Origin of the sequence: Streptomyces sp. 4N509B (assembly GCF_052245655.1) — a bacterium.
GTDB lineage: Bacteria > Actinomycetota > Actinomycetes > Streptomycetales > Streptomycetaceae > Streptomyces.
Genome location: NZ_JBQQBZ010000025.1, coordinates 49,131 through 70,929, shown reverse-complemented (window position 1 = coordinate 70,929; position 21,799 = coordinate 49,131). Strand labels below are relative to the sequence as shown.

Below are 21,799 nucleotides of genomic sequence, written 5' to 3'. Positions count from 1 at the left end.
ACCGCCACGACATGATCATCAACCGCCCCGCGCGGATAGGCTCCTGACGACGACGCACCCGGCGAGGACCGAGGAAGGAGGGCCCAGGTGCCAGCGGCCGACCTGAACCTCACCATCGACCGCACCAGCCCCGTCCCGCTGTACTTCCAGCTCTCGCGCCAGCTCCAGGACGCCATAGAACGGGGCCAGCTGCCGCCGGGCACCCTCCTGGGCAACGAGATCGAGCTCGCCGGCCGGCTCGGCCTCTCCCGCCCCACCGTCCGCCAGGCCATCCAGGCCCTGGTCGACAAGGGCCTGCTGGTGCGCCGTCGCGGCGTGGGCACCCAGGTCGTCCACAGCCAGGTACGCCGGCCGCTGGAGCTCTCCAGCCTCTACGAGGACCTCCAGACCGCCGGCGCCCGCCCCGCCACCCGGGTCCTCGACCTCGCCGTCGTCCCGGCCCCGGCGGAGGCCGCCGCCGCCCTCGACCTCGCCGAGGGGACCGAGGTCCGCCTGATCGACCGGCTGCGCCTCACCCACGGCGAACCCATCGCCCACCTGCGCAACTACCTGCCGCTGGCGCTGCTGTCGCCCACCCCGGAGGAGCTGGAGTCCACCGGCCTCTACCGCCTCATGCGCGCCGCGGGCACCACGCTCCACTCGGCCGGCCAGTCGATCGGCGCCCGCGCCGCGACCGCCGCCGAGGCGGGCCTGCTCGCCGAGCCGGAGGGCGCCCCGTTGCTGACGATGAGCCGCACCGCGTACGACGACACCGGCCGGCCCGTCGAGTACGCCACCCACCTCTACCGCGCCTCGCGGTACCGCTTCGAGCTCCAGCTCCTCATCAGGAACTGACCACCGGGAACGGGCCACCGGGCAACGGTCCGTCAGGAACCGACGCGGCGGACCCACGACGCGGTCCTCGGGCCGGTGCCCGAGTGTGCCCATGTCGTGTCAGATGGGTCGTCCGGGAGGAGAGTTCGTGTCGAACGCGTTTACAGAGTGAAGCTCTGACGGTACCGTCAGCTTGGGAGCGCTCCCATTCGCCATGGTTCCCCCACCGGGAGAGATGCGGAGCAGTGACATGAGCCGAAACCCGACCCTCGCACTCCGAAGACGGCTGGCCGTCGTGGCCGGCGGCGTGGCCGCCGTGGTGGCCGCCGCGTTGACGCTGGTCCTGCCGTCGAGCGCCTCGGCGGACCTGCCCTCGGGCTCCACCTTCTACAAGGACCCGGGCTCCCAGGTGGCCCGCTGGGTCGCCGCCAACCAGCAGGACTCCCGACAGCCCCTGATCAACCAGGTGATCGCCCAGCGCCCGCAGGGCATCTGGTTCGCCGTCTACGAGCCCTCGACGGTGACCTCGGACGTCCGGACCATCACCCAGGCCGCCGCCGGCGCGGGACAGATCCCCGTGCTGGTGGTCTACACCCTGCCGGACCGCGACTGCGGCGGCCCCTCGGCGGGCGGCGCGCCCAGCCACAGCGCCTACCGCTCCTGGGTCGACTCCTTCGCCGCCGGCCTCGGCAGCCAGCCCGTCGTCGTCGTCCTGGAGCCGGACTCCCTCGCGCTGACCACCTGCCTGAGCCCGCAGCAGCTCGCGGACCGCAACGCCTCGCTCTCCTACGCGGGCTCCGCGATCCACGCCGCGAACCCGCAGGCCCGGGTCTACTACGACGCCGGACACTCCGCCTGGCACGAGCCGGCGGAGATGGCCGACCGCCTGCGCGCGGCGGGCGCCGCCACCAACGGCGACGGCATCGCCAGCAACGTCTCCAACTACCGCCACACCAGCGACGAGATCGCCTACACCAAGGCGGTCCTGAACCAGCTGGGCGGCTCCGGCCTCGGCGCGGTGATCGACACCAGCCGCAACGGCCAGGGCCCGGCGCCCGACAGCGAGTGGTGCGACCCGGCCGGTCGCGGCGTGGGCCCGGCGCCGACCACAGCGACCGGGGACGGGCAGATCGACGCCTTCCTGTGGATCAAGCCGCCGGGTGAGGCCGACGGCTGCATCGGCCCGGCGGGCCGCTTCTCGCCCGACGCCGCCTACCAGCTCGCGCTCAACGCCGACGACGGCGGCTACGGCGACGGCGGGACCTCCGAGGGCACCTCGGACGGCACCTCCGACGGCACCTCGGAGGGCGGTACCAACGAGGGCACCTCCGGCGGCAACGGCGACGGCTGCGAGGCGAGCTACCGGGTGATCAACGAGTGGTCGGGCGGCTTCACCGGCGAGGTCACGATCTCCTGCGTCGGCGCCTCCCTGAACGGCTGGACCGTCAGCTGGACCTGGCCGGGCTCCCAGCGGCTCACCAACGCCTGGAACTCCAGCTGCACCCAGTCCGGCGCCGTGGTGACCTGCCGGGACTCGGGCTGGAACGGCTCGGTGCCCAGCGGCGGCTCGACCACCTTCGGCTTCAACGCCAGCTTCACCGGCAGCAACCCGCCGCCCAGCGAGGTCACCGTCAGCTGACCCACCCCGGCCGTGTCACCCGGCCACCCCCCACCCCGTCCCACCCGGGCGCCGACGTGCCCGGGTGGGACGGGGCCTCGCGTCCTAGCCCACGGCGTCGTACGTCACGGCGTCGAACGCGCCGCTACGCCGTGACCAGCTCGCCGTCCCGGTAGACCAGCACCCGGTCGGTGCGCGGCACGGCGTGGGCGCCCGACCCCGGCGTGGCCTCGGTGTCCTCGTCGACGACGAGCTGCACGGAGCCGGCCGGCCCGTCGAGCGTGACGAGTTGCGCGCTGCCGAGGTTCTCCACGACGCGGATCTCGCCGGCCAGCGAGCCGGGAACGGCCGTGGCGGAGTGGCCGAGGTACTCGGGGCGCACCCCGTAGGTCACCGCCTCGCCGTCCGTGAGCCGGCCCGCCAGCGCCGGCGGGACCGGGAGGACGGCGCCGCCGACCTCGACGCCGGTCTCCTCGCCGGCGGCGCGGACGGTGCCGGGCAGCAGGTTCATCGGGGTGGAGCCGATGAACGAGGCCACGAAGGTGTTCGCGGGCCGGCGGAAGACCTCCGTGGGGGTGCCGAGCTGCCGGATGCGGCCGGCCTCCATGACCGCGATCCGGTCGGCGAGGGCGAGCGCCTCCGCCTGGTCGTGGGTGACGAAGACCGTGGTGACGCCGAGCTCCGCCTGGAGCCGCTTCAGGAAGGTGCGGGCCTCCAGCCGCAGCCGGGCGTCGAGGTTGGACAGCGGCTCGTCGAAGAGGAAGACCCGGGGGTGGCAGGCCATCGCGCGGGCGAGCGCGGCCCGTTGCTGCTGCCCGCCGGAGAGCTGCGCCGGGCGGCGCTCCAGCAGCTCGGCGAGGCCGAGCTCCCGCGCGGTGGCGGCGGCCTTGGCGCGGCGCTCGTCCCGTGGCACCTTCTGGATGCGCAGCGGGTAGGCGATGTTGTCGGAGACGGTCATGTGGGGGAAGAGCGCGTAGTCCTGGAAGACCATGGCCACGTCGCGGCGGCCCGGGGGCAGCGCGGTGACGTCCTCCTCGCCGATGCGGACGGTGCCGCCGGTGGCGGTCTCGAGGCCGGCGAGGGTGCGCAGCAGCGTCGTCTTGCCGCAGCCCGAGGGGCCGAGCAGTGCGAAGAACTCCCCGGCGTGGATGGTCAGGTCGACGGCGTCCAGGGCGCGGACGCCCCCCGGGTAGGTCTTGGAGAGCCCGGTGAGGGTGATCCCCGCCGGGGCCGCCGCGCCTGAGGTGGCCCTCGCGGCCCTCGCGCCCCTCGTGGTCCTCGTGGTCCTCGCGGTCTTCGCTGGGGTGGTGCCGGCGCCGTTCCCGGCGTCGTTCTGGGTGGTCGTCAACGCTTGATTCCTCCGTGGAAACGGAAGCCGTAGCGGGAGCTGACGAAGAGGAACATCAGCACCACGGGCAGGGAGTACAGGAGGGAGAAGGAGGAGATGAGGGCCAGGTTCGGCTGGCCGCCCTCGGTGTAGAAGGTGTACATGACCACGGCGGCGGGCGACTTGTCCGGGTCCCGCAGCAGCAGGAACGGGATCAGGAAGTTCCCCCAGACCTGCGCCACCGACCAGACCGCGATCGTCGCGAGCCCGGGACGCACCATCGGCACCACGAGGTGGCGCACGATCTGGAGCGGCGAGGCGCCGAAGACCCGCGCCGACTCCTCGTAGGAGCGGGGCGTGCCGTCCATGAAGTCCTTGAGGATGAAGATGGCGCTGGGCAGCAGCCCGCCGGAGAGGACCAGGACGACGCCGAGCTGGGAGTCGATGAGGTTCAGCTCGTGGGCGAGGTTGAAGATCGGGACCATGGCCGCCGTGCCCGTCACGATCGAGGACAGCAGCAGCAGCGCGTACAGCAGCGCGTCCCTGCCGGGGATGCGGACGCGGGAGAGGGCGTAGGCGGCGAGCGCGGCCAGCGTCACGACGACGGCGCCCGTGCCGGCGGCCAGCACCACGGAGTTGCCGAGGGACCGCATGGCGTACGGGTTGTCCAGCAGCGTCTCGAAGTTCGTCAGCGTGAACTCGGGGAGCGACGCGCCGACGCCGGGGGCGCGGTCGAAGGGCGCGAACGCCAGCCACAGCAGGGGGACGGAGAAGAAGGCCAGCAGGAGGCAGCAGGCGGTGTAGTACCCGATGCGCCGGACGGTCTGGCGGGCGGCCTGGCGCGCCGCGACGGCGTCGGGGCCCGCCCCGGCGCCCGCCCCGGCGCCCGCCCCGCGGCCCGTGCCGGCGCCCGTGCCCGTGCCCGTGTTCGCTTCGGTGGTGGCTTCGGTGCTCATGCCTCGGCCCTCCCGCGCCGCCGCAGCAGGCGGACGTAGAAGAGCGCGATGACGAGGTTCGCCAGCAGCATCAGCACGGAGATCGCCGCCCCGTAGCCCAGCTCGCCGCCGAAGACGGCGGAGCGGTAGATGAAGACCGGCATGATCTCGGTCGCGTCCTCGGGACCGCCGCCCGTCAGCAGGAACGGGGTGAAGTCGTTGAACGTCCACAGGCTGATGAGCAGGAGGTTGGTCAGGATGTGGCCCCGGATGCGGGGGAAGACCACGTCCCGCAGCTGCTGCCAGTTCGAGGCGCCCGCCAGCCGCGCCGTCTCCAGGTGGGAGGGCGGCACGTTCTGGAGCGCGGCGGCGTAGAGCATCATCGAGAACGCCGTGCCCCGCCAGATGTTGAAGACGATGATCGACAGCATGGGGTGCTCCAGCAGCCACGCCGTCCCCGGGGTGCCGAGCAGGGCGTTGAGCGTGCCGTCGTCCCGGTCCAGCAGCGCGATCCACAGGAACGCGATCACCGAGCTGGGCAGGATCCACGCCAGCAGCACCATCGCCTCCACGAGGCGGCGCAGCACCCCGCGCCGCTCGCGCATCAGCCAGGCGATGGCGAAGCCCAGCACCGCCTGGCCGAGGACGGCGGAGCCCAGCACGAACTGGAGGGTCAGGACGAGGGAGTGGGTGAACTCCTCCTCGTCGAGGGCGCGCTCGAAGTTGTCGAGGCCGACGACCTCGGGCTCGGCGGCGGCCAGGCCGGTGAGCTGGTAGTCGGTCGCGCCCAGGTAGATCGTCCACAGGGCGGGGAAGACGAGGAAGGCCGCGACGAGGAGCACGGCCGGCGCGACGAACACCGTCGCGCGCAGCCGGCCGAGCCCCGCCGCGTCGCCGTCCGTGGCCGCGGCCTCCACCGCGACCACGGCGTCGTCGCCGCGGGGAGGCGCCTCCCCGCCGGGCTTACCGGGAGACGGTGCCGTCGTCACCGACGAGCTCCTGGAGGTCCTCCTCGTACGCCGCCGCCGCGTCGTTTGGACTGTCCCCGTCGACCACGGCGGCCGTGGCCTCCTGGAGCAGCACCGACACCTGCGGGTAGATCGAGCTGGCGGGCCGGAAGGAGGTCAGCGGCAGCACCTCGTCCGAGAGGTAGGACAGGAACGGGTCGTCGGCAAGCATCGCGTCGTTGACGTCGGTGCGGGCGGTGATCCTCGGGCCGCTCGGCATCGACTCCCTGAACGCCTCGGGCGAGTGCATGAACTCCAGCAGCTCGTAGGCGAGCTCGGCGTTGTCGCTGGCGGGGTTCACGACGCGGACGGCGCCGCCCGACATGCTGACGAAGTCCTGCCCGCGCACGCCCGCGCCCGGCTCGACGGCCGGGATCATGGCGTAGCCGACGGTCTCGTCCCGGCCCTCCATCGGGGCCACGCCGTCGGCCGGGTCGAGGACGTCGCGCCAGAAGTAGTCGCCCTCGGCGAGGATGCCGACGCTGCCCTCGGCGAACTGCTGGAACGACTTGTCCCGGCCCTGGGTCTCCTGCTGGAGCTGCGGGTCGCCGAGGCCGCCGCCGTAGATGTCCTCGTAGAGGCCGAGGGCCTGGACCAGGCCGTCGCTGGCGCCGGTCCAGCTGTCGTCCGCGTCGGAGTGGATCTCCTCGCCGGTGCCGGCGAGCAGCGGCAGCAGGCCCTGCATCGTGGTGGCCTCGCCCATGGCGGTGCCGGCGTTGAGCTGGATCGGGGTGACGTCCTCCAGCGCGGACAGGGCCTCGGCGGCGTCGATGATCTCCGCCCAGCTGGTGGGCTGCCACTCCTCCGGCAGCCCGGCCTCGCGGAACAGCTCCTTGTTGTAGAACAGCACGCGCGCGTCGGTGCCCGCCGGGATGCCGTAGCGCTCGCCGTCGAACGTGGCCAGCTCCTGCACGGCCTCGGGGATCTGCTGCCAGCCGTCCCACTCGGCGGTGGCGGGGGAGGCCTCGCTCAGCGGGGCGATGTACCCGGCCTCGGCGAACTCGCCGAGCCATATGCCGTCCAGCGCGAACACGTCGGGTCCGGAGCCGGACTGGAGGTCGAGCGCGAGGCGCGACTTGTACTGCTCGTCGTCGACGCCGCTGGGCTCGAAGGTGACCTCGACCTCGACGCCCGCGTCGGCCTGGGCGCGCTCGAAGTTCGGGATCACCCAGTTCTCGACCCACGCGGCGTCCTCGGCGTTCTTGCCGCCGGCGATCGCGTTGAGACTGATCGTCAGCCGGCCCGCGCCGCCCGACCCGCCGTCAGAGTCGCCGCCACAGGCGGCGAGTGAGAGCGTGAGGCCGGCCACCCCCGCGATGGCCGCCGCGCGCCCGGCCGCCCGGCTGGTGCGTGATCTCATGAGACCTCTCCCTCGCTGATTCTCCGTTGAATCCCTCGCGGAAAGCGTTCCCCGTCGCAGTTGACCATGCGCGCTGCGGTCGTCAGTGGCAAGAGGCGTGCAACGAGTGGGACGTGGGGGAGGCGTGAGGTGGCGCTCGGTGATCGGGGGGTTACCGCGGGGTGGGTCGCTCGCGCTGGTCGACGTGGTCACCGCCGTCGCGCTCACCGCCGCCGCCGTCGCCGCCGTGCTCGCGGTCGTCGTCGCCGTCGCGCTCGCGGTCCTCGTGCCCATGGTCGTCGCGGCGGCGCCGGTGACGCCGGCCCCGTGCCAGCAGGATCACGGTCGCGCACAGCGCCGCGACGGTCGAGCCGAGCAGCACCGCCACCTTCACGGCCGCCGCCAGCGCGGGTTGGTCCTCGAACGCCAGCTCGGTGATGAGGAGGGAGACGGTGAAGCCGATGCCCGCCAGCATCGCGCCGCCCGCCATGTCGGGCCAGCTCAGCGACGGGTTGAGCCGGGCGGGGGTCAGGCGGACGGCGAGGTAGGTCGCGCCGAGGATGCCGACGAACTTCCCCGCCACCAGACCCAGGGCCACCCCCGTCGCCGCCGGCTCGCCCGCCATCTTCTCCAACGCGTCGGGCGAGATCTCGACACCGGCGGCGAAGAGCGCGAAGAGCGGCACGGCGACGGCGGCGGAGTAGGGGTGGACCCGGTGCGCGATCCGGTCGGCCGGGGACTCCTCCTCGTCCGGGCGGCTGGTGACGCGCAGCAGCATGCCGAGAGCGACACCCGCGATCGTCGCGTGGACGCCGCTGTTGTACATCAGGACCCAGACGGCCAACGCCAGCGGCACGTACAGGTACCAGCCGCGGACGTTTCGGCGGTGGAGCACGTAGAAGACGGCGAGGACGGCCAGGGCGCCGGCGAGCGCGAGGAGGTTCAGGGTGGCGGTGAAGAAGACCGCGATGATCAGGATCGCGATCAGGTCGTCGACGATCGCGAGCGTCAGCAGGAAGGTGCGCAACGCCGCCGGCAGCTGCCGGCCGACCAACGCCAGCACGCCCAGGACGAACGCGATGTCGGTGGCCATCGGCACGGCCCAGCCGTCCATGGGCCCACCGCCCGCCCCGGCGACCGCCACGTAGATCAGCGCCGGCAGCACCACGCCGCCGCATGCCGCGACCACGGGCAGCACGGCCTCCGCGGGGCGGCGCAGCTCGCCGACGACCAGCTCACGCTTGAGTTCGATGCCGGCGACGAAGAAGAAGAGCGCGAGCAGCCCGTCCGAGGCCCAGTGGCCGACGGACAGCTCCAGGCCGAGCGCCGGGATGTCGAGGTGGTGGTCACGCAGCGAGGTGTACGCGTCACTGAGGGCGGAGTTGGCCAGGACGAGCGCGAGGATGGTGGCGACCAGCAGCGACAGCCCGCCGAAGACCTCCGTGCGGAAGAAGTCCGCCACCGCCTTCCGCTTGGGGACGGTGGTCATGAGGGCGTCGCGGCGGGAGGCGGTGTGCGGGGACTGGGCGGGGGGCTGCGTCACGGGGCGGACCTTTCGGGCGTCGGTCGAGCACGTCACCGGCACGGAACACCATGGTTCCGCGCCTGTCGCCGACCAGACTTCCCGGCTCGCCCTGTCTGTCGTCCCTTGTCGCCTCCCGGTGTCGCCGTCTCGCACTCTTTCGTGGAGGGTACACGGAAGGCGTGGCGACAGGCTGCTCTAGCTCAGGTCCGCGAACGCCTCCACCGCCGGCGTCTTCCCGGTCACGATGATCACGTCACCCGGCTCGACGACGGTCTCCGCCGTCGCGTACGTGAAGTCCTGCCCCGGCCGCTTGATGCCGACGACGGTGACGCCGTGCTTGGTCCGCACCGCGCTCTCCCGCAGCGGCACGCCCGTGGCGATGTCCGGCGCGACCGTCTTCGCCAGCGCGTAGTCGTCGTCGAACTCGATGAAGTCCAGCATCCGGCCGGTCACCAGGTGGGCCACCCGCTCGCCCATCTCGTGCTCCGGCAGCACCACGTGGTGGGCGCCCAGCCGCTCCAGGATCTTCCCGTGCTGGCGACTGATGGCCTTGGCCCAGATGTTCGCCACGCCCTCCTCCAGCAGGTTGGAGGTGGTCAGGATGCTCGCCTCGATGTCCGTGCCGATGGCGACGACCGCGGACGTGAACTCGTGCACGCCCAGCTGCCGCAGCACCTCCGGGTCGGTGCAGTCGGCCACGGCCGCGTGCGTGAGGTAGTCGCTGTGGCGCTGGATCAGCCGCTCGTCCTCGTCGATGCCGAGCACGTCCCAGCCGCGCCGCGCCAGCTCCTCCGCCAGCGAGCTGCCGAACCGGCCCAGGCCGATCACCGCGATCCGCTGGTCGCCCACGTCCTGCCGGGCGTAGGAGCGCGCCAGCTGCTCGCGCCGCCGCCGGCGCATCGAGTGCAGGTAGTTCCCCATCGTCTCCTCCTGGGACCCCGGGCACCACGACCAGGGGACCTAGCCAATGATCGGCCTTTCCTCGGGCAGCTGGTACCGCCTGCGCCGCTCGCGCAGCGCCAGCGCCGACACCAGGGTGATCGGTCCGACACGGCCGACGAACATCAGCACCGTGACGATGACCTGACCCGCCCCCGGCAACTCCGGTGTGAGCCCGGCCGACAGGCCCACGGTGCAGGCCGCGGAGACCGCCTCGAAGAGCACCACCTCGAAGGGCGCGTCCACGATCGCCAGGAGCGCGATCGTGGACATGATCACGAGGCCGATCCCCAGCAGCGCCACCGTCAGGGCCTGCCGCAGCACGTGCGGAGCGAGCTGTCGCCGGAAGACCCCGGAGGTGGGCTCGCCGCGCACCTCGGCGATGATCGCGGCACCCAGCACGGCGAAGGTGGTGACCTTGATGCCGCCCGCGGTGCTGGCGCTGCCGCCGCCGATGAACATCAGCACGCACGTGACCAGCAACGTCGCCGACTCCATGGCCGTGACGTCCGCCGCGTTGTACCCCGCCGAGCGGCTCATTACGGAGTGGAAGAACGAGCCGAGCGCCTTCTCGCCCACGGCCAGGGGCCCCAGCGTGTTCGGGTTCTCCCACTCCAGCCACAGCGTCAGCACCATGCCGGCCACCAGCAGGATGGCCGTGGTCACCACGGTGAGCTTCAGGTGCAGCGACCAGCCCCGCCGGCCTCTCCGCCGCCGGGAGCGGTGGCGCAGCACCTCGATGATGACGGGGAAGCCGATGCCGCCGAGGATCACCGACAGCGCCACCGGCAGCGTCACCCACGGGTCGGTGGCGTAGGAGGTGAGGCTGTCGGTGTACAGACCGAACCCGGCGTTGTTGAACGCCGACACCGCGTGGAAGACGCCCTCGTACACCGCGCGGCCGAAGGGTAGACCGTGGCCCAGGGAGAAGCGCAGCGTCAGGATCGTCGCCGTCACCAGCTCGACGACGAGGATGATCGCGGCCACCCGCACCAGCACGCGGCGCACCTCGCCGATACCGGCCCTCGTCTCGGCCTGTACGTTCAGGGCCATCCGCAGCCGCAGCTTGCCCGCGATCAGCAGCGCGAGCAGCGAGGCCATCGCCATGATGCCGAAGCCGCCGACCTGGATCATCGCGAGGATGACGCCCTCGCCGAAGCCGCTCCAGTACGTGCCGGTGTCCACCACCACCAGCCCCGTCACGCAGATCGCGGACGTGGCCGTGAACAGGGCGGTCAGCAGCGGCGGCGTCGTGCCGTCCTCGGTGGCGAGCGGCAGCGCGAGCAGCGTGGTGCCGGCGAGCACCGCCAGGGCGAACGCGATCACCACCATGCGGGCCGGGTGGATCGTGACGAGCGTCCGGCGCAAGGACGTCACCCACTGCGCCACGTCGATCCCGTCCTCGTCACTCGGGTCTCCTCAGTCTGGAGGGGGCCCCACCGCACCGCCTCACGATAACGTGGCCCCGCCCGGGCGCCCCGGCCCCGCCACTCGGGTTCTCCCGGACGCGTCGCGCGTCCCTTCCCCCTCGCCCACCCTCGTCGGCCTCCCGTCAAGAGGACGACCGTGACAAGACGGACACAGTCATGGACACGACGGCATCGGCCGCCGTGGGGGCGGATAGTCTGAGGATTGACTGTTGACTATCGAGTATCTCGCGCGCCAACTGCCAGTCCGGTGTGTGCCAGGGGGAGAGGAAGCGTCGTGCGGCTGTTCCTGACCGTCGTCGATCCGTACACCAACAACCGCGCCGACGTCGTGATCGAGGCCGATGCCCAGACGACCGTCGGAGCCATCACCCCCGAGCTACGGCAACACGTCGGCGGCCAGCCCCCCGCGGCCCAGGGGCAGGCCGGGTACGGACAGGCCGGATACGGGCAGCAGGCCGGGTACGGGCAGGCGGGATACGGCCAGGCCGGGTACGGGCAGCAGGCCGGGTACGGACAGGGCGGCTGGGCCGCCCAGGCGCAGGCCCAGGACCAGATATACGTCGACGGCGCGCTCGTCGACCCCCGGCTCACCCTCGCCGACTCCCCCCTGCGCGAGGGCGCCATCGTCAGCCTCAACCACCCCTCCGGCTGCCTGCCGCCCGAGCCGCACGGCACCGTCGAGGTCCGCGTCATCAGCGGCCACGGCGCCGGCGCGGTGCACCGCCTCGGGGTCGGCCGCACCGAGGTCGGCAACAGCCAGGGCGTCGGCATCCGGCTGGAGGACCCGAAGGTTCCCGAACGCGCCCTCCTGCTCGTGGTGAAGGCCAGCGGCGACTGCACCGTCACCGCCCAGCCCGGCGTCGAGATCAAGCTCGACGGCGTGCCGCAGCCGGCCGCCGAACTGCCCTGGGCCTACGGCAGCCAGCTCACCCTCGGCGACACCCTGCTGGAGCTCACCCCGTACTTCCCGCCCGACGCCGCGCTGCGCCGCTCCGAGGACGGCACCGGCTTCGACTACAACCGGCCGCCGCGGCTGCTGCCGCCCGAACGCCCCACGCAGTTCCGCCTCCCCAGGGAGCCCTCCGAGCGGGAGAAGCGCCCGATCCCGTGGCTGATGGCGCTGCTGCCCATCGTCGGCGCCGTGTTGATGGCCGCCATCCGCGACCGCTGGATCTTCCTGCTGATCGCCTTCCTCAGCCCGCTGATGATCCTCGGCAACTACCTGAACGACAAGAAGAAGGGCCGCAAGAGCTACGCCAAGCAGATGGCGGAGTGGCGCGAGACGAAGGCCCGCATCGAGAAGGACGCCGGGGACGCGCTGCGCGTGGAGAGCTTCGCCCGCCGCCACGCCGCGCCCGACCCGGCCACCGTCCTCAACGCGGCCAGCGGCCCGCGCACCCGCCTGTGGGAGCGCCGCCGCACCGACGACGACCACCTGCTGCTGCGGGTGGGCACCCTCGACATCGACTCCGACGTCACGGTCCACGACCCCGACCAGGACGAGCACAAGCGCGCGGTGATCTGGAAGGTCCCCGACGCGCCCGTCACCATCTCGCTCAGCACCCACGGCGTCGTCGGCTACGCCGGGCCGGGCGGCGCCGCGCGGGCCATGGGCCGGTGGGCCGTGGGCCAGATCGTCGGCCTGCACAGCCCCGTCGACGTCCAGATGTACCTCCTGACGGACGCCTCCGGCCAGGAGCACTGGGAGTGGGTGCGCTGGCTGCCGCACATGCGGCCCAACTCCGGCCAGGACAGCTCGATCATGGTCGGCACCGAGGCCGAGACCGTCGGCACCCGCGTCGCCGAGCTGATCGCCATGCTCGACGCCCGCCAGGAGTCGCAGAAGCGCGGGGCGTCGCGCACCACCTTCGCCAACGAGCCCGACGTCGTCATCGTCTTCGACGGCTCGCGCCGCATGCGGTCCCTGCCCGGCGTCATCCGGCTGCTGCGCGAGGGCCCCGCGGTCTCGATGTTCTCCATCTGCCTCGACGAGGAGGACCGCTTCCTCCCCGAGGAGTGCCGCGCGGTCGTCGCGGCGGAGTCCACCGCCGGCGACGCCGGCGCCTGGCCCGGGTACTCGGCCCCGAGCGCGCCCGCGTTCGGCCCGCCCACCGGCTTCCTCCTCGGCGACCCCCGCCACCAGGCGGCCGTCGGCTTCCAGGCGCCGCAGGCGCGCCGCTCGCGCGGTGGCGAGGTCAAGCTGCCCGAGACGCTGCGGGTGCACCAGGCCGGCGCCGACCGGCTGCGCGGCGTGCGGCCCGACTGGGTCGGCACCGGCTGGTGCGAGCTCGTGGCCCGCTCGATATCGGCGCTGCGGGACATCAGCGGCGAGTCCGAGGACGCGGCGCTGCCGAGCTCCAGCCGCCTGCTGGACGTGCTCGAACTGGAGCCGCCCACCCGCGACGCCGTCGCCGGCCGCTGGCAGATGCGCCCTGAGTCCACGATGGCGATGATCGGCCAGTCCTACGACGGGAACTTCGGCATCGACCTGCGCCGCGACGGCCCGCACGGCCTGATCGCCGGCACCACGGGCGCCGGCAAGTCGGAGCTGCTCCAGACGATCGTCGCCTCCCTCGCCGTCGCGAACACGCCGGAGAACATGACGTTCGTCCTCGTCGACTACAAGGGCGGCGCGGCGTTCAAGGACTGCGTCGACCTGCCGCACACCGTCGGCATGGTCACCGACCTCGACAACCACCTCGTGGAGCGCGCCCTGCGCTCGCTGGGCGCCGAGCTCACCCGCCGCGAGCACATCCTCGCCGCCGTCGGCACCAAGGACATCGAGGACTACCAGGACCTGCGACGCCGTGAGCCGGGCCGCCACTCGGCCATGCCCCGCCTGCTGATCGTCATCGACGAGTTCGCCTCGCTCGCCCGCGAGCTGCCCGACTTCGTCAAGGGCCTGGTGAACATCGCGCAGCGAGGCCGTTCGCTCGGCATCCACCTGCTGCTGGCCACCCAGCGCCCCGGCGGCGTCGTCTCCCCGGAGATCCGCGCCAACACCAACCTCCGGATCGCGCTGCGCGTCACCGACAGCAGCGAGTCCACCGACGTCATCAACTCGCCCGACTCCGCCCACATCCCGAAGTCCGCCCCCGGACGGGCCTACGCCCGCCTCGGCGCCGCCTCACTGGTGCCGTTCCAGTCGGGACGCGTCGGTGGCCGCAGGCCCGGCACGTCCACGCAGACGGCGGCGCCGCCGTGGTCGCAGCGGCTGGACTGGACGGGACTTGGCCGCAGCCGCCCCAAGCCGCCGAAGCGCGACGACTCCAGCGAGGAGGAGATCACCGACCTGAAGGTGCTGGTCGGCGCCATCTCCGAGGCCAACCGCGCGCTGCGCATCCCGCAGCAGCACAGCCCCTGGCTGCCGCCGCTGGCGGAGCGGGTGCTGCTGGGCGAGCTGCCCCCGGCCTCCGCCGCCGGCACCCTGCCCGCGGTGCCGTTCGCGCTGGAGGACCTGCCCGACACCCAGAGCCGCCGGCCGCTCGCCATCGACCTGCGCGTCTTCAGCCACCTGATCATCGGCGGCTCGCCGCGCACCGGCCGCTCCCAGGTGCTGCGCACCATCGCCGCCTCGCTGGCCAGCATGCTGCGGACTGAGGACGCCCACCTCTACGGCATCGACTGCGGCAACGGCGCGCTGAACATCCTCAGCCGCCTGCCGCACTGCGGCGCCGTCGTCAGCCGCAACGAGGTGGACCGCGTCAAGCGGCTGATCAAGCGGCTGGTCGAGGAGGTGGGCCGCCGTCAGGAACTGCTCGCCGCGGGGGCGCTCGCGGACATCAGCGAGCAGCGGGCCGCCGCCGCGCCCGAGGACCGGCTGCCGCACATCGTCGTGCTGCTCGACCGCTGGGAGGGCTGGGCGAACTCCCTCGGCCAGATCGACACCGGCGCGCTGACCGACGACGTGTACCAGCTGATGCGGGAGGGCGCGAGCGTCGGCGTGCACTTCGTCATCACCGGCGACCGGTCCGTGCTGACCGGCCGGATCAGCTCCCTGAGCGAGGAGAAGTTCACCTTCCGGCTCTCGGAGCGCGTGGACTACGGCGCGATCGGCCTCAACGGCCGCAAGATGCCGGAGGAGATCCCCTCGGGCCGCATGTACCGGGCCATCGCCGGAACCGAGGCGCAGGTCGCGGTCCTCGCCGAGGACCTCACGGGACAGGCGCAGGCGGCGGCCATCGCGCAGATCGCGGAGGCCGCGACCCGGCGCGACGAGGCGGTGCCGCGCTCCCGCCGCCCGTTCCGGGTCGACGTGCTCCCCAGCCGCCTCACGCTGGCCGACGCCTGGCAGATGCGGGACCCGGCCAGCGACCAGGTGCGGCTGTGGGCGCTGATCGGCGTCGGCGGCGACGAGCTCGTCGGCATGGGCCCCGACCTGGCCGAGGGCATCCGGGCGTTCATGATCGCTGGCCAGCCGAAGTCCGGCCGCAGCACGCTGCTGTTGAACATCGCCGACACCCTCCTCGCCCGCAGCGTGCGGCTCGTCGTCGCCACCCCGCGGGAGTCGCCGCTGCGCGGCCTGGAGGGCCGCGAGGGCGTGCTGAAGGTCTTCACGGGCAACAAGCTGACCGCCGACGAGGTCCGCGAGGCCACCGCCACCGCCTCCCCCGAGCACCCGGTCGTGGTGATGGTGGACGACGCGGAGGAGCTGCGGCGCTGTGACGCGAGCGACGAGCTGAAGGCCGTGATCACCCGGGGCGCCGAGCGCGGCACCGCGGTCGTGCTCGCGGGCGATGGCGAGGAGGTCGGCGGCGGCGTCAGCGGCTGGCAGCCGGAGGCGAAGAAGGCGCGCCGCGGCGTGCTCCTCTCGCCGCGCAACCACCGCCAGGGCGACCTGATCGGAGCGAAGCTGCCGCGCAGCGCGGCTGTTGACAAGGTGCAGCCGGGCAGCGGCATCCTGCACCTGGGAGACGGCACGCCGGTCGCGGTGAAGATCCCCGAACGGTGACCGGACCCGGCCGTTCGACACAGGAGCGGGACGAGAGTGGGACAGGACTGCTACACGTGTGCACGGGCCTTTTTGACAGCCCGTGTGGCTAAGATCTTCATGGTATTTCCGGCGGCCTTGGGGGCCGCTACGTGGACGGGGAGGCCCTCAGGTGTGTGACCTGTACATCGACTACGACATGCTGGAGCGCACGCGCAGCAACCTGACGAACATCACCGAGATCCTGGAGAGCCCGACCGACGAGATCTCCTCCTGGGGGACCCAGAGCGCGGGTGTCGAGGAGCTCTCCAACCGGCTCGGCGAGTTCGACGACGAGTGGGACTACGGCATCGGGAAGATCCGCGAGTTCGCGACCAACGCGGGCGAGATGCTGGCGGGCCTCATCCAGGCGTGGCAGCAGTACGACCTCGACCTGGCCAAGGCGCTCCGCGAGAACAACCAGTGACGACGGGGGATCGCTGACATGACCGCACCAACACTGAGTGACTTTCCCGCCCTGGGCTTCATACCGTGCCCGGGTGATCCGGACGCGATGGATGCCATCGTCTCGGCTTTCTCGGACACCTCGAACCGTTTGGAGGAGGTGTGTTCCGTTCTGACGGGGGCGGACGAGGGGGAGTGGCGTGGGCTGACGGCGATTGCTTTCCGTGAGGTTCTGGATGGTGATCTGAGGCCGAAGGTGGATGACGCGCATCAGTCGTTCAGTGATGCGCATCGTGCGTTGGCGAACTGGTTGGACCGGATGCGGGAGGACCAGGCGACGGCGGACAGTATCGAGGCGGACGCGGCGGCGGCGAAGGCGGACATGGAGGCGGCGCAGACGCTTCTGGACGGGATGCCGCCGGACACGCGGAACGAGGACCCGCCGGAGGACGAGTCGGACGAGGACCGGCAGCAGCGGGAGGACGACGAGCAGGCCCGTGGGGACGCGGAGTCGGACTTCCGGGTGGCCGAGGCGGCGTTGCAGGAGTTCCGCGACCGCGCGACGACGCTCAAGGAGAACTACGAGGACTACGCGGGGGACGTCGCCGACCAGTTGCGGGACGCGATGGACATCGCGCCCAACGAGCCGGGCTTCTTCGGCCGGATGGCGGAGGCGGTCGCCGGCTTCGTCGACTCGATGATGGACTTCATCGCCGACCTCGGCGACATGATCATCGCCGCCCTCGGTCAGCTGGCCCCGATCCTGTCGGTCATCAACAACATCCTCGGCATCGTCATGATGGTGCTGAGCATCGTGGCGCTCTTCATCCCCGGCTTCGGTCTCGCGCTGTTCATCCTCGCCGTCGTCTCCCTCGCCCTGACCTACGCGCAGAAGGTCGGCGAGACCGGCAGCTTCACCGAGGCCCTGAAGAGCCCGAGCGTCTGGGTCTCCGCCGCCGGTGTCCTCTTCGGAGGCGCGGGCCTCGCGATGGCGCGGTACGCCGGGCCGGCGATGCAGACGGCGGGCTCGATGAGCTCGTTGCGCACCATGGGCTTCTCCATCCGCCCCGCGGGCACGTACCTCTCCCAGGGCGTCACCAACGCCCAGTACGTCCACAACGCCTCGGCCGGCTTCACCTACGCGGCGGAGACGTACAACGCCTTCTTCAACCCCGAGGGCAACCACTTCGGCAACCTGACGGGCATCGGCGTCAACGGGTCCTTCGGCCCCTTCGCGATCGGTGACTCCTCCGGCGGTGGCCCCTCCGGCTCCGACGTCGTGGACAACTTCACGGCCGACGACCAGGAGCAGGCGGCCGGACTCCTCGGGACGAACGCGGACACCTACAGCACGAGGTAGCCTCCCGGCGGCCCGGGGTCGGGCCGCGTAGCACGGGCGGGACAGACGGGACAGAACAGGAACAACAGCCATGGACTCTGCCACAACGGCGCCGAAGCCCGAGGAGCGGACGCCCGACGAGATCCCGCCGGCCGCGCTGCTCCAGCTTCCCAGTGACTGGTTCAACTTCCTCCAGGAGCCGACGGACGACGAGGCGTCCCGGCGGCACTTCGCCACCTTCATCGAGCGCCTCTTCCCCGAGATGGAGCCGAAGGCGAGGGGGGAGGCCATCGAGGGGCTGATGGCCTGGCGGGATCAGCTGTGGGCCTCCGGCCTTCTCGCCCACGGCATGGTGGTCGCCCCGCCGTCCGACGAGGGCGGGGCGGTGTTCTGGCAGATCATGGTCACCCTCGTGAAGGTTCCCGAGCTCAGCGAGGACATCGACCCCGGTGCCCTGCTCTCGCGCTTCTTCGAGCAGGGCATCGAGGGCGACGCGTTCGTCGAGCAGTTCGAGACGGCGCTCGGCCTCGGCGCGGGCTACGTGGCGCAGACCCCGGTGCCCGCGGAGCACAGGGCGCCGGGCAGTCCGATGACGCACGGCGGCACGGCCGCCGCGATCTCCTGCCCGCGCGGGGGCGGCTGGAGCATCCTCGTCATGGGCGCGTCCCAGGACCCCACGCAGTGCGCGCAGCTCGGATGGCTGGTGGGCCAGATCGCCGGTCACTCGACGCTCCAGGAGGTTGGTGAGAACGCGGAGGGGCAGGTGCCCGCGCCCCAGAGCGCCGCCACGGCGCCGCCGGCCGCCGCCACCGCCACGGTCGCGTCCCCGACGGTCTTCCCGCCGGGCGCGCCCCCGGCAGCGCCGCCGGCCGCGCCCTGGCAGTGACACCACCACCGTCGCGTGGGGTCGCCCCCCTGACCCCACGCCCGGCTCCTCACGCGCCCCGTTGATCACTCCGGGTGGTCGGATTCCGGCCACACTGTGACGAAGGCCGGGACAGGGCGCCACGGTCGCTCATAGTGTTTTCCCACACACCGGTTCGCGAAGGACGAGCGGCGGTGGGCGCCGCGCGTCGACGACGGGGGGACGTGGGATGACGGCACCGACTCTGAGTGACTTTCCGGCGTTGGGGTTCATCCCGTGTCCGGGTGATCCGGACGCGATGGATGCCATCGTCTCGGCCTTCTCGGACACCTCGAACCGTCTGGAGGAGGTGTGTTCCGTTCTGACGGGGGCGGACGAGGGGGAGTGGCGTGGGCTGACGGCGATTGCTTTCCGTGAGGTTCTGGATGGTGATCTGAGGCCGAAGGTGGATGACGCGCATCAGTCGTTCAGTGATGCGCATCGTGCGTTGGCGAACTGGTTGGACCGGATGCGGGAGGACCAGGCGACGGCGGACAGTATCGAGGCGGACGCGGCGGCGGCGAAGGCGGACATGGAGGCGGCGCAGACGCTTCTGGACGGGATGCCGCCGGACACGCGGAACGAGGACCCGCCGGAGGACGAGTCGGACGAGGACCGGCAGCAGCGGGAGGACGACGAGCAGGCCCGTGGGGACGCGGAGTCGGACTTCCGGGTGGCCGAGGCGGCGTTGCAGGAGTTCCGCGACCGCGCGACGACGCTCAAGGAGAACTACGAGGACTACGCGGGGGACGTCGCCGACCAGTTGCGGGACGCGATGGACATCGCGCCCAACGAGCCGGGCTTCTTCGGCCGGATGGCGGAGGCGGTCGCCGGCTTCGTCGACTCGATGATGGACTTCATCGCCGACCTCGGCGACGCGATCATCGCCGTCCTCGGTCAGCTGGCCCCGATCCTGTCGGTCATCAACAACATCCTCGGCCTCGTCATGATGGTGCTGAGCATCGCGTCGATCCTCGCGGGCGGTTTCCTCCTCACCCTGTTCGTCCTCGCCCTCATCACCCTCGTCCTGACCTACACGCAGAAGGTCGGCGAGACCGGCAGCTTCACCGAGGCCCTGAAGAGCCCGAGCGTCTGGATCTCGGTCGTCGGCGTCATCACCGGTGGGACGGCTCTCGCGATGGCGCGGTACGCCGCACCGGCCATGCGGACGGTGGAGTCGATGAGCTCCTGGCGCACCCTGGGCTTCTCCATCCGCCCCGCGGACACCTACCTCTCCCAGGGCGTCAGAAACGCCCAGTACGTCCACAACACCCTCACCGGCACCAGTTGGGCGTCGGAGGCGTACAACTCCTTCTTCAACCCCGAGGGCAACCACCTCGGCAACCTCACGGGCATCGGCGTCAACGGGACCTTCGGTCCCTTCGCGATCGGTGACCCCAACGGCGGCGGCCTCTCAGGATCCGACCACGTGGACAACTTCACGGCCGACGACCAGGAGCAGGCGGCCGGACTCCTCGGAACCAACCCGGACACCTACGGGACGCGGTAGCGCCCCGGCGGCCGGGAGTCCGGACGGAGGGCCGGGTCGACGGCGGGCCGCAGGACGAGGCCGTGGTTAGGCTGCCATCACGGTCCCTGCCACCCGCCCGTGCCGTCCCCACCCGCCCGCACCACCGACGTCGGAGCCGTGATGAAGCAGCCGCTGCCCCCGTACCCTCCCGAGCCGGGTGCGCCGGTTTCCGACTGGGCGGCGGTGCTGGCCGCGCGTGCCGAGGCGTTGGACGTGGTCCTCGCGCGCGACCTCTCGCTGGGGCGGCTGCTGTGGCGGACCGCCCAGACCGTGCTGCTGGCGCTGGCCGTCTTCGTCGCGGCCGTCGCCTGGGACGAGACCAGGCGTGAGGGCGGCGAGGACGGCGTCGGGTACGGGTTCCTCGCGCTCGGCGTCCTGGTGTTCGCGGGGACGGCGGCGACGGTGGTGCGGGGCTGGTCGGCGCAGCGGAGGCTGACGCGGCTGCTGCGCGCGTGGTGCCGGGTCGTCGACCGGCAGGCGACGGGCACGGACCCCCGACCGCCCGGCCCGCCCGCACCGCCCGGCGGCCAGGAGGCGCCGGGGGAGTGGGAGACGGTGGCCCTGGTCCTTCGGGGCCAGCGGGCGGCCGGGGGCGGCGGCCCCCGGCGTCGGAGCTACGGGCCCGGCGAGGACACGCCGTCGTCGTTCACCGTCTCCCGCACGGCGTGGGCCTCCGTCGGCGGGACCGCGCTGGTCGTGGGCCTGGTCAACCTGCTGGCCTGGGCGAGTGGCGACGCCGACGTCTCCGGCGTCGAGCACGACGCGGCCGGCACGCTGATCGTCGCGGGCGTGGGCGGGGTGTTCGCGGCCTCCGGCCTGCTGGCGGTGTGGAAGGCGTTCCGCCTGGCGGGGAGCGCGCGGCGGGTCGCGCCCCGTTGGCGTCCAAGCCCCGGCAAGCAGGGCGTGATCGTGCGGTCGTGGACGCGGCACCGCAGCGGTCGCAGCATGCCGGACCTGGACCCCGACGGCAGGATGCTGCTGCCCGACCTGCTGGCCCGGGTGACGCCGGGCGGCGCCTTCGACCGGCGGCACCGGGCCGCGTCCGGGGTGGTGCTGGCGCTGGGCGCGGGCGTGGTGGCCGCGGTGCCGATCCTCGTCACGGGTGGGCTGCTCGGTCAGGTGGCGGTGCTGGTGTCGATCCCGTTCACCCTCGCCGTGGTCGTCGCGCTGGGCGGGTACCGCCGCCGCCCGCTGTGGCCGCTGCTCGCGCTCCTGCTCGCGGTCGGCGTGCTCGTCCCCGGCCTCCGGCTGGAGCAGCAGCGGGTCCTCGCCGAGCGGGGTGTCCGGGTCGAGGCCACGGTGGTCGACGTCGAGGAGCTGCCGGAGTACCAGCGGTGTGAGCTGGAGTTCGACGGCGGGCGGCCGGCGGAGCGGCTGCGGTGTCCCGACACCCTCGGCGTCGGGGAGCGGACCGAGGTCGTCGTCGATCCGGAGGGGGAGGTCAGGACCGGGTTCAGCGAGCCCTCGCCGACCGGGTACCTCCAGATCATTCTCGGCCTGAGCGCGGCCTTCGTCCTCACGGTCGCCGTGGGCACCCACGCCGGCCACCGGTTCCGTCGTTCGCTGGCCGGCACCGTCACGGTGCGGCTTCCCGCGCAGCCGCCGCCTCCCGCGCCCGCTCCCCACGACCCGCCCACGGGCCCGCACGGCGCCTGACCGGGCCGCCGCAACGCCCGCGACGGACCCGGACACGACGTCAGCCGCGGGAGACGACACAG

At 72.4% G+C, this 21,799-nt stretch carries 15 protein-coding genes; 8 read left to right on the top strand and 7 right to left on the bottom strand.

The window, feature by feature from the left end; all coding sequences use genetic code 11:
• The first annotated feature begins 87 nt into the window (after nucleotides 1-87).
• Together ACTWP5_RS21855 and ACTWP5_RS21850 are read left to right on the top strand one after the other, a co-directional pair.
• Complete coding sequence (locus tag ACTWP5_RS21855) at nucleotides 88-834, top strand: GntR family transcriptional regulator (protein WP_443222750.1); 747 nt, start codon at nucleotides 88-90, stop codon at nucleotides 832-834.
• A gap of 229 nt (nucleotides 835-1,063) precedes the next feature.
• Nucleotides 1,064-2,452 carry a glycoside hydrolase family 6 protein gene (locus tag ACTWP5_RS21850; protein WP_443222749.1) on the top strand — a complete coding sequence of 463 codons (1,389 nt, stop codon included), beginning with the start codon at nucleotides 1,064-1,066 and terminating at the stop codon, nucleotides 2,450-2,452.
• 124 nt (nucleotides 2,453-2,576) lie between these two features.
• On the opposite strand, the gene ACTWP5_RS21845 is transcribed toward ACTWP5_RS21850, so the two are convergent.
• The 7 genes from ACTWP5_RS21845 to ACTWP5_RS21815 all read right to left on the bottom strand — a co-directional run bounded on the left by ACTWP5_RS21845 (nucleotide 2,577) and on the right by ACTWP5_RS21815 (nucleotide 10,880).
• Complete coding sequence (locus ACTWP5_RS21845) at nucleotides 2,577-3,779, bottom strand: ABC transporter ATP-binding protein (RefSeq protein ID WP_443222748.1); 1,203 nt, start codon at nucleotides 3,777-3,779, stop codon at nucleotides 2,577-2,579.
• Nucleotides 3,776-4,714, bottom strand: a complete 939-nt coding sequence (locus ACTWP5_RS21840; protein ID WP_443222747.1) for a carbohydrate ABC transporter permease — start codon at nucleotides 4,712-4,714, stop codon at nucleotides 3,776-3,778. Before ACTWP5_RS21840 ends, ACTWP5_RS21845 begins: the two co-directional genes overlap by 4 nt.
• Nucleotides 4,711-5,682 (bottom strand): carbohydrate ABC transporter permease, encoded by a 972-nt coding sequence (locus tag ACTWP5_RS21835; protein WP_443222746.1) that lies wholly within the window; start codon nucleotides 5,680-5,682, stop codon nucleotides 4,711-4,713. The genes ACTWP5_RS21840 and ACTWP5_RS21835 overlap by 4 nt, the downstream gene beginning before the upstream one ends.
• Nucleotides 5,657-7,060, bottom strand: coding sequence for an extracellular solute-binding protein (locus tag ACTWP5_RS21830; protein WP_443222745.1), 1,404 nt, complete (start codon nucleotides 7,058-7,060; stop codon nucleotides 5,657-5,659). The genes ACTWP5_RS21835 and ACTWP5_RS21830 overlap by 26 nt, the downstream gene beginning before the upstream one ends.
• Nucleotides 7,061-7,211: 151 nt before the next feature.
• Nucleotides 7,212-8,582, bottom strand: coding sequence for a Na+/H+ antiporter NhaA (nhaA, locus tag ACTWP5_RS21825; RefSeq protein WP_443222744.1), 1,371 nt, complete (start codon nucleotides 8,580-8,582; stop codon nucleotides 7,212-7,214).
• Between the two features lie 177 nt (nucleotides 8,583-8,759).
• Nucleotides 8,760-9,485 carry a potassium channel family protein gene (locus ACTWP5_RS21820; RefSeq protein WP_443222743.1) on the bottom strand — a complete coding sequence of 242 codons (726 nt, stop codon included), beginning with the start codon at nucleotides 9,483-9,485 and terminating at the stop codon, nucleotides 8,760-8,762.
• A 39-nt stretch (nucleotides 9,486-9,524) separates the two neighbouring features.
• On the bottom strand, nucleotides 9,525-10,880 hold the full coding sequence (locus ACTWP5_RS21815; protein ID WP_443222742.1) for a TrkH family potassium uptake protein: 1,356 nt from the start codon (nucleotides 10,878-10,880) through the stop codon (nucleotides 9,525-9,527).
• Between the two features lie 327 nt (nucleotides 10,881-11,207).
• Between ACTWP5_RS21815 and ACTWP5_RS21810 the strand changes: the two genes are divergently transcribed.
• The 6 genes from ACTWP5_RS21810 to ACTWP5_RS21785 all read left to right on the top strand — a co-directional run bounded on the left by ACTWP5_RS21810 (nucleotide 11,208) and on the right by ACTWP5_RS21785 (nucleotide 21,737).
• The gene (locus ACTWP5_RS21810) at nucleotides 11,208-15,884 is read left to right on the top strand and encodes an FtsK/SpoIIIE domain-containing protein (RefSeq protein WP_443222741.1); all 4,677 of its coding nucleotides are present in this window, start codon (nucleotides 11,208-11,210) and stop codon (nucleotides 15,882-15,884) included.
• A gap of 151 nt (nucleotides 15,885-16,035) precedes the next feature.
• Nucleotides 16,036-16,329: a hypothetical protein gene (locus ACTWP5_RS21805; protein WP_443222740.1), complete on the top strand. Its 294-nt coding sequence runs from the start codon at nucleotides 16,036-16,038 to the stop codon at nucleotides 16,327-16,329.
• An 18-nt stretch (nucleotides 16,330-16,347) separates the two neighbouring features.
• On the top strand, nucleotides 16,348-17,667 hold the full coding sequence (locus ACTWP5_RS21800) for a putative T7SS-secreted protein (RefSeq protein ID WP_443222739.1): 1,320 nt from the start codon (nucleotides 16,348-16,350) through the stop codon (nucleotides 17,665-17,667).
• Nucleotides 17,668-17,737: 70 nt separating this feature from the next.
• Nucleotides 17,738-18,532 carry a hypothetical protein gene (locus tag ACTWP5_RS21795; RefSeq protein WP_443222738.1) on the top strand — a complete coding sequence of 265 codons (795 nt, stop codon included), beginning with the start codon at nucleotides 17,738-17,740 and terminating at the stop codon, nucleotides 18,530-18,532.
• Between the two features lie 208 nt (nucleotides 18,533-18,740).
• On the top strand, nucleotides 18,741-20,060 hold the full coding sequence (locus ACTWP5_RS21790) for a WXG100 family type VII secretion target (RefSeq protein ID WP_443222737.1): 1,320 nt from the start codon (nucleotides 18,741-18,743) through the stop codon (nucleotides 20,058-20,060).
• A 99-nt stretch (nucleotides 20,061-20,159) separates the two neighbouring features.
• The gene (locus ACTWP5_RS21785) at nucleotides 20,160-21,737 is read left to right on the top strand and encodes a hypothetical protein (RefSeq protein WP_443222736.1); all 1,578 of its coding nucleotides are present in this window, start codon (nucleotides 20,160-20,162) and stop codon (nucleotides 21,735-21,737) included.
• Nucleotides 21,738-21,799: the final 62 nt, after the last annotated feature.

Excerpts from the sequence above, each read along its gene's own strand:
- ACTWP5_RS21795 (WP_443222738.1), top strand. The coding sequence starts at position 17,738 with ATGGACTCTGCCACAACGGCGCCGAAGCCCGAGGAGCGGACGCCCGAC.
- ACTWP5_RS21790 (WP_443222737.1), top strand. The coding sequence starts at position 18,741 with ATGACGGCACCGACTCTGAGTGACTTTCCGGCGTTGGGGTTCATCCCG.
- ACTWP5_RS21850 (WP_443222749.1), top strand. The coding sequence starts at position 1,064 with ATGAGCCGAAACCCGACCCTCGCACTCCGAAGACGGCTGGCCGTCGTG.
- ACTWP5_RS21800 (WP_443222739.1), top strand. The coding sequence starts at position 16,348 with ATGACCGCACCAACACTGAGTGACTTTCCCGCCCTGGGCTTCATACCG.
- ACTWP5_RS21820 (WP_443222743.1), bottom strand. The coding sequence starts at position 9,485 with ATGGGGAACTACCTGCACTCGATGCGCCGGCGGCGGCGCGAGCAGCTG.
- ACTWP5_RS21830 (WP_443222745.1), bottom strand. The coding sequence starts at position 7,060 with ATGAGATCACGCACCAGCCGGGCGGCCGGGCGCGCGGCGGCCATCGCG.
- ACTWP5_RS21840 (WP_443222747.1), bottom strand. The coding sequence starts at position 4,714 with ATGAGCACCGAAGCCACCACCGAAGCGAACACGGGCACGGGCACGGGC.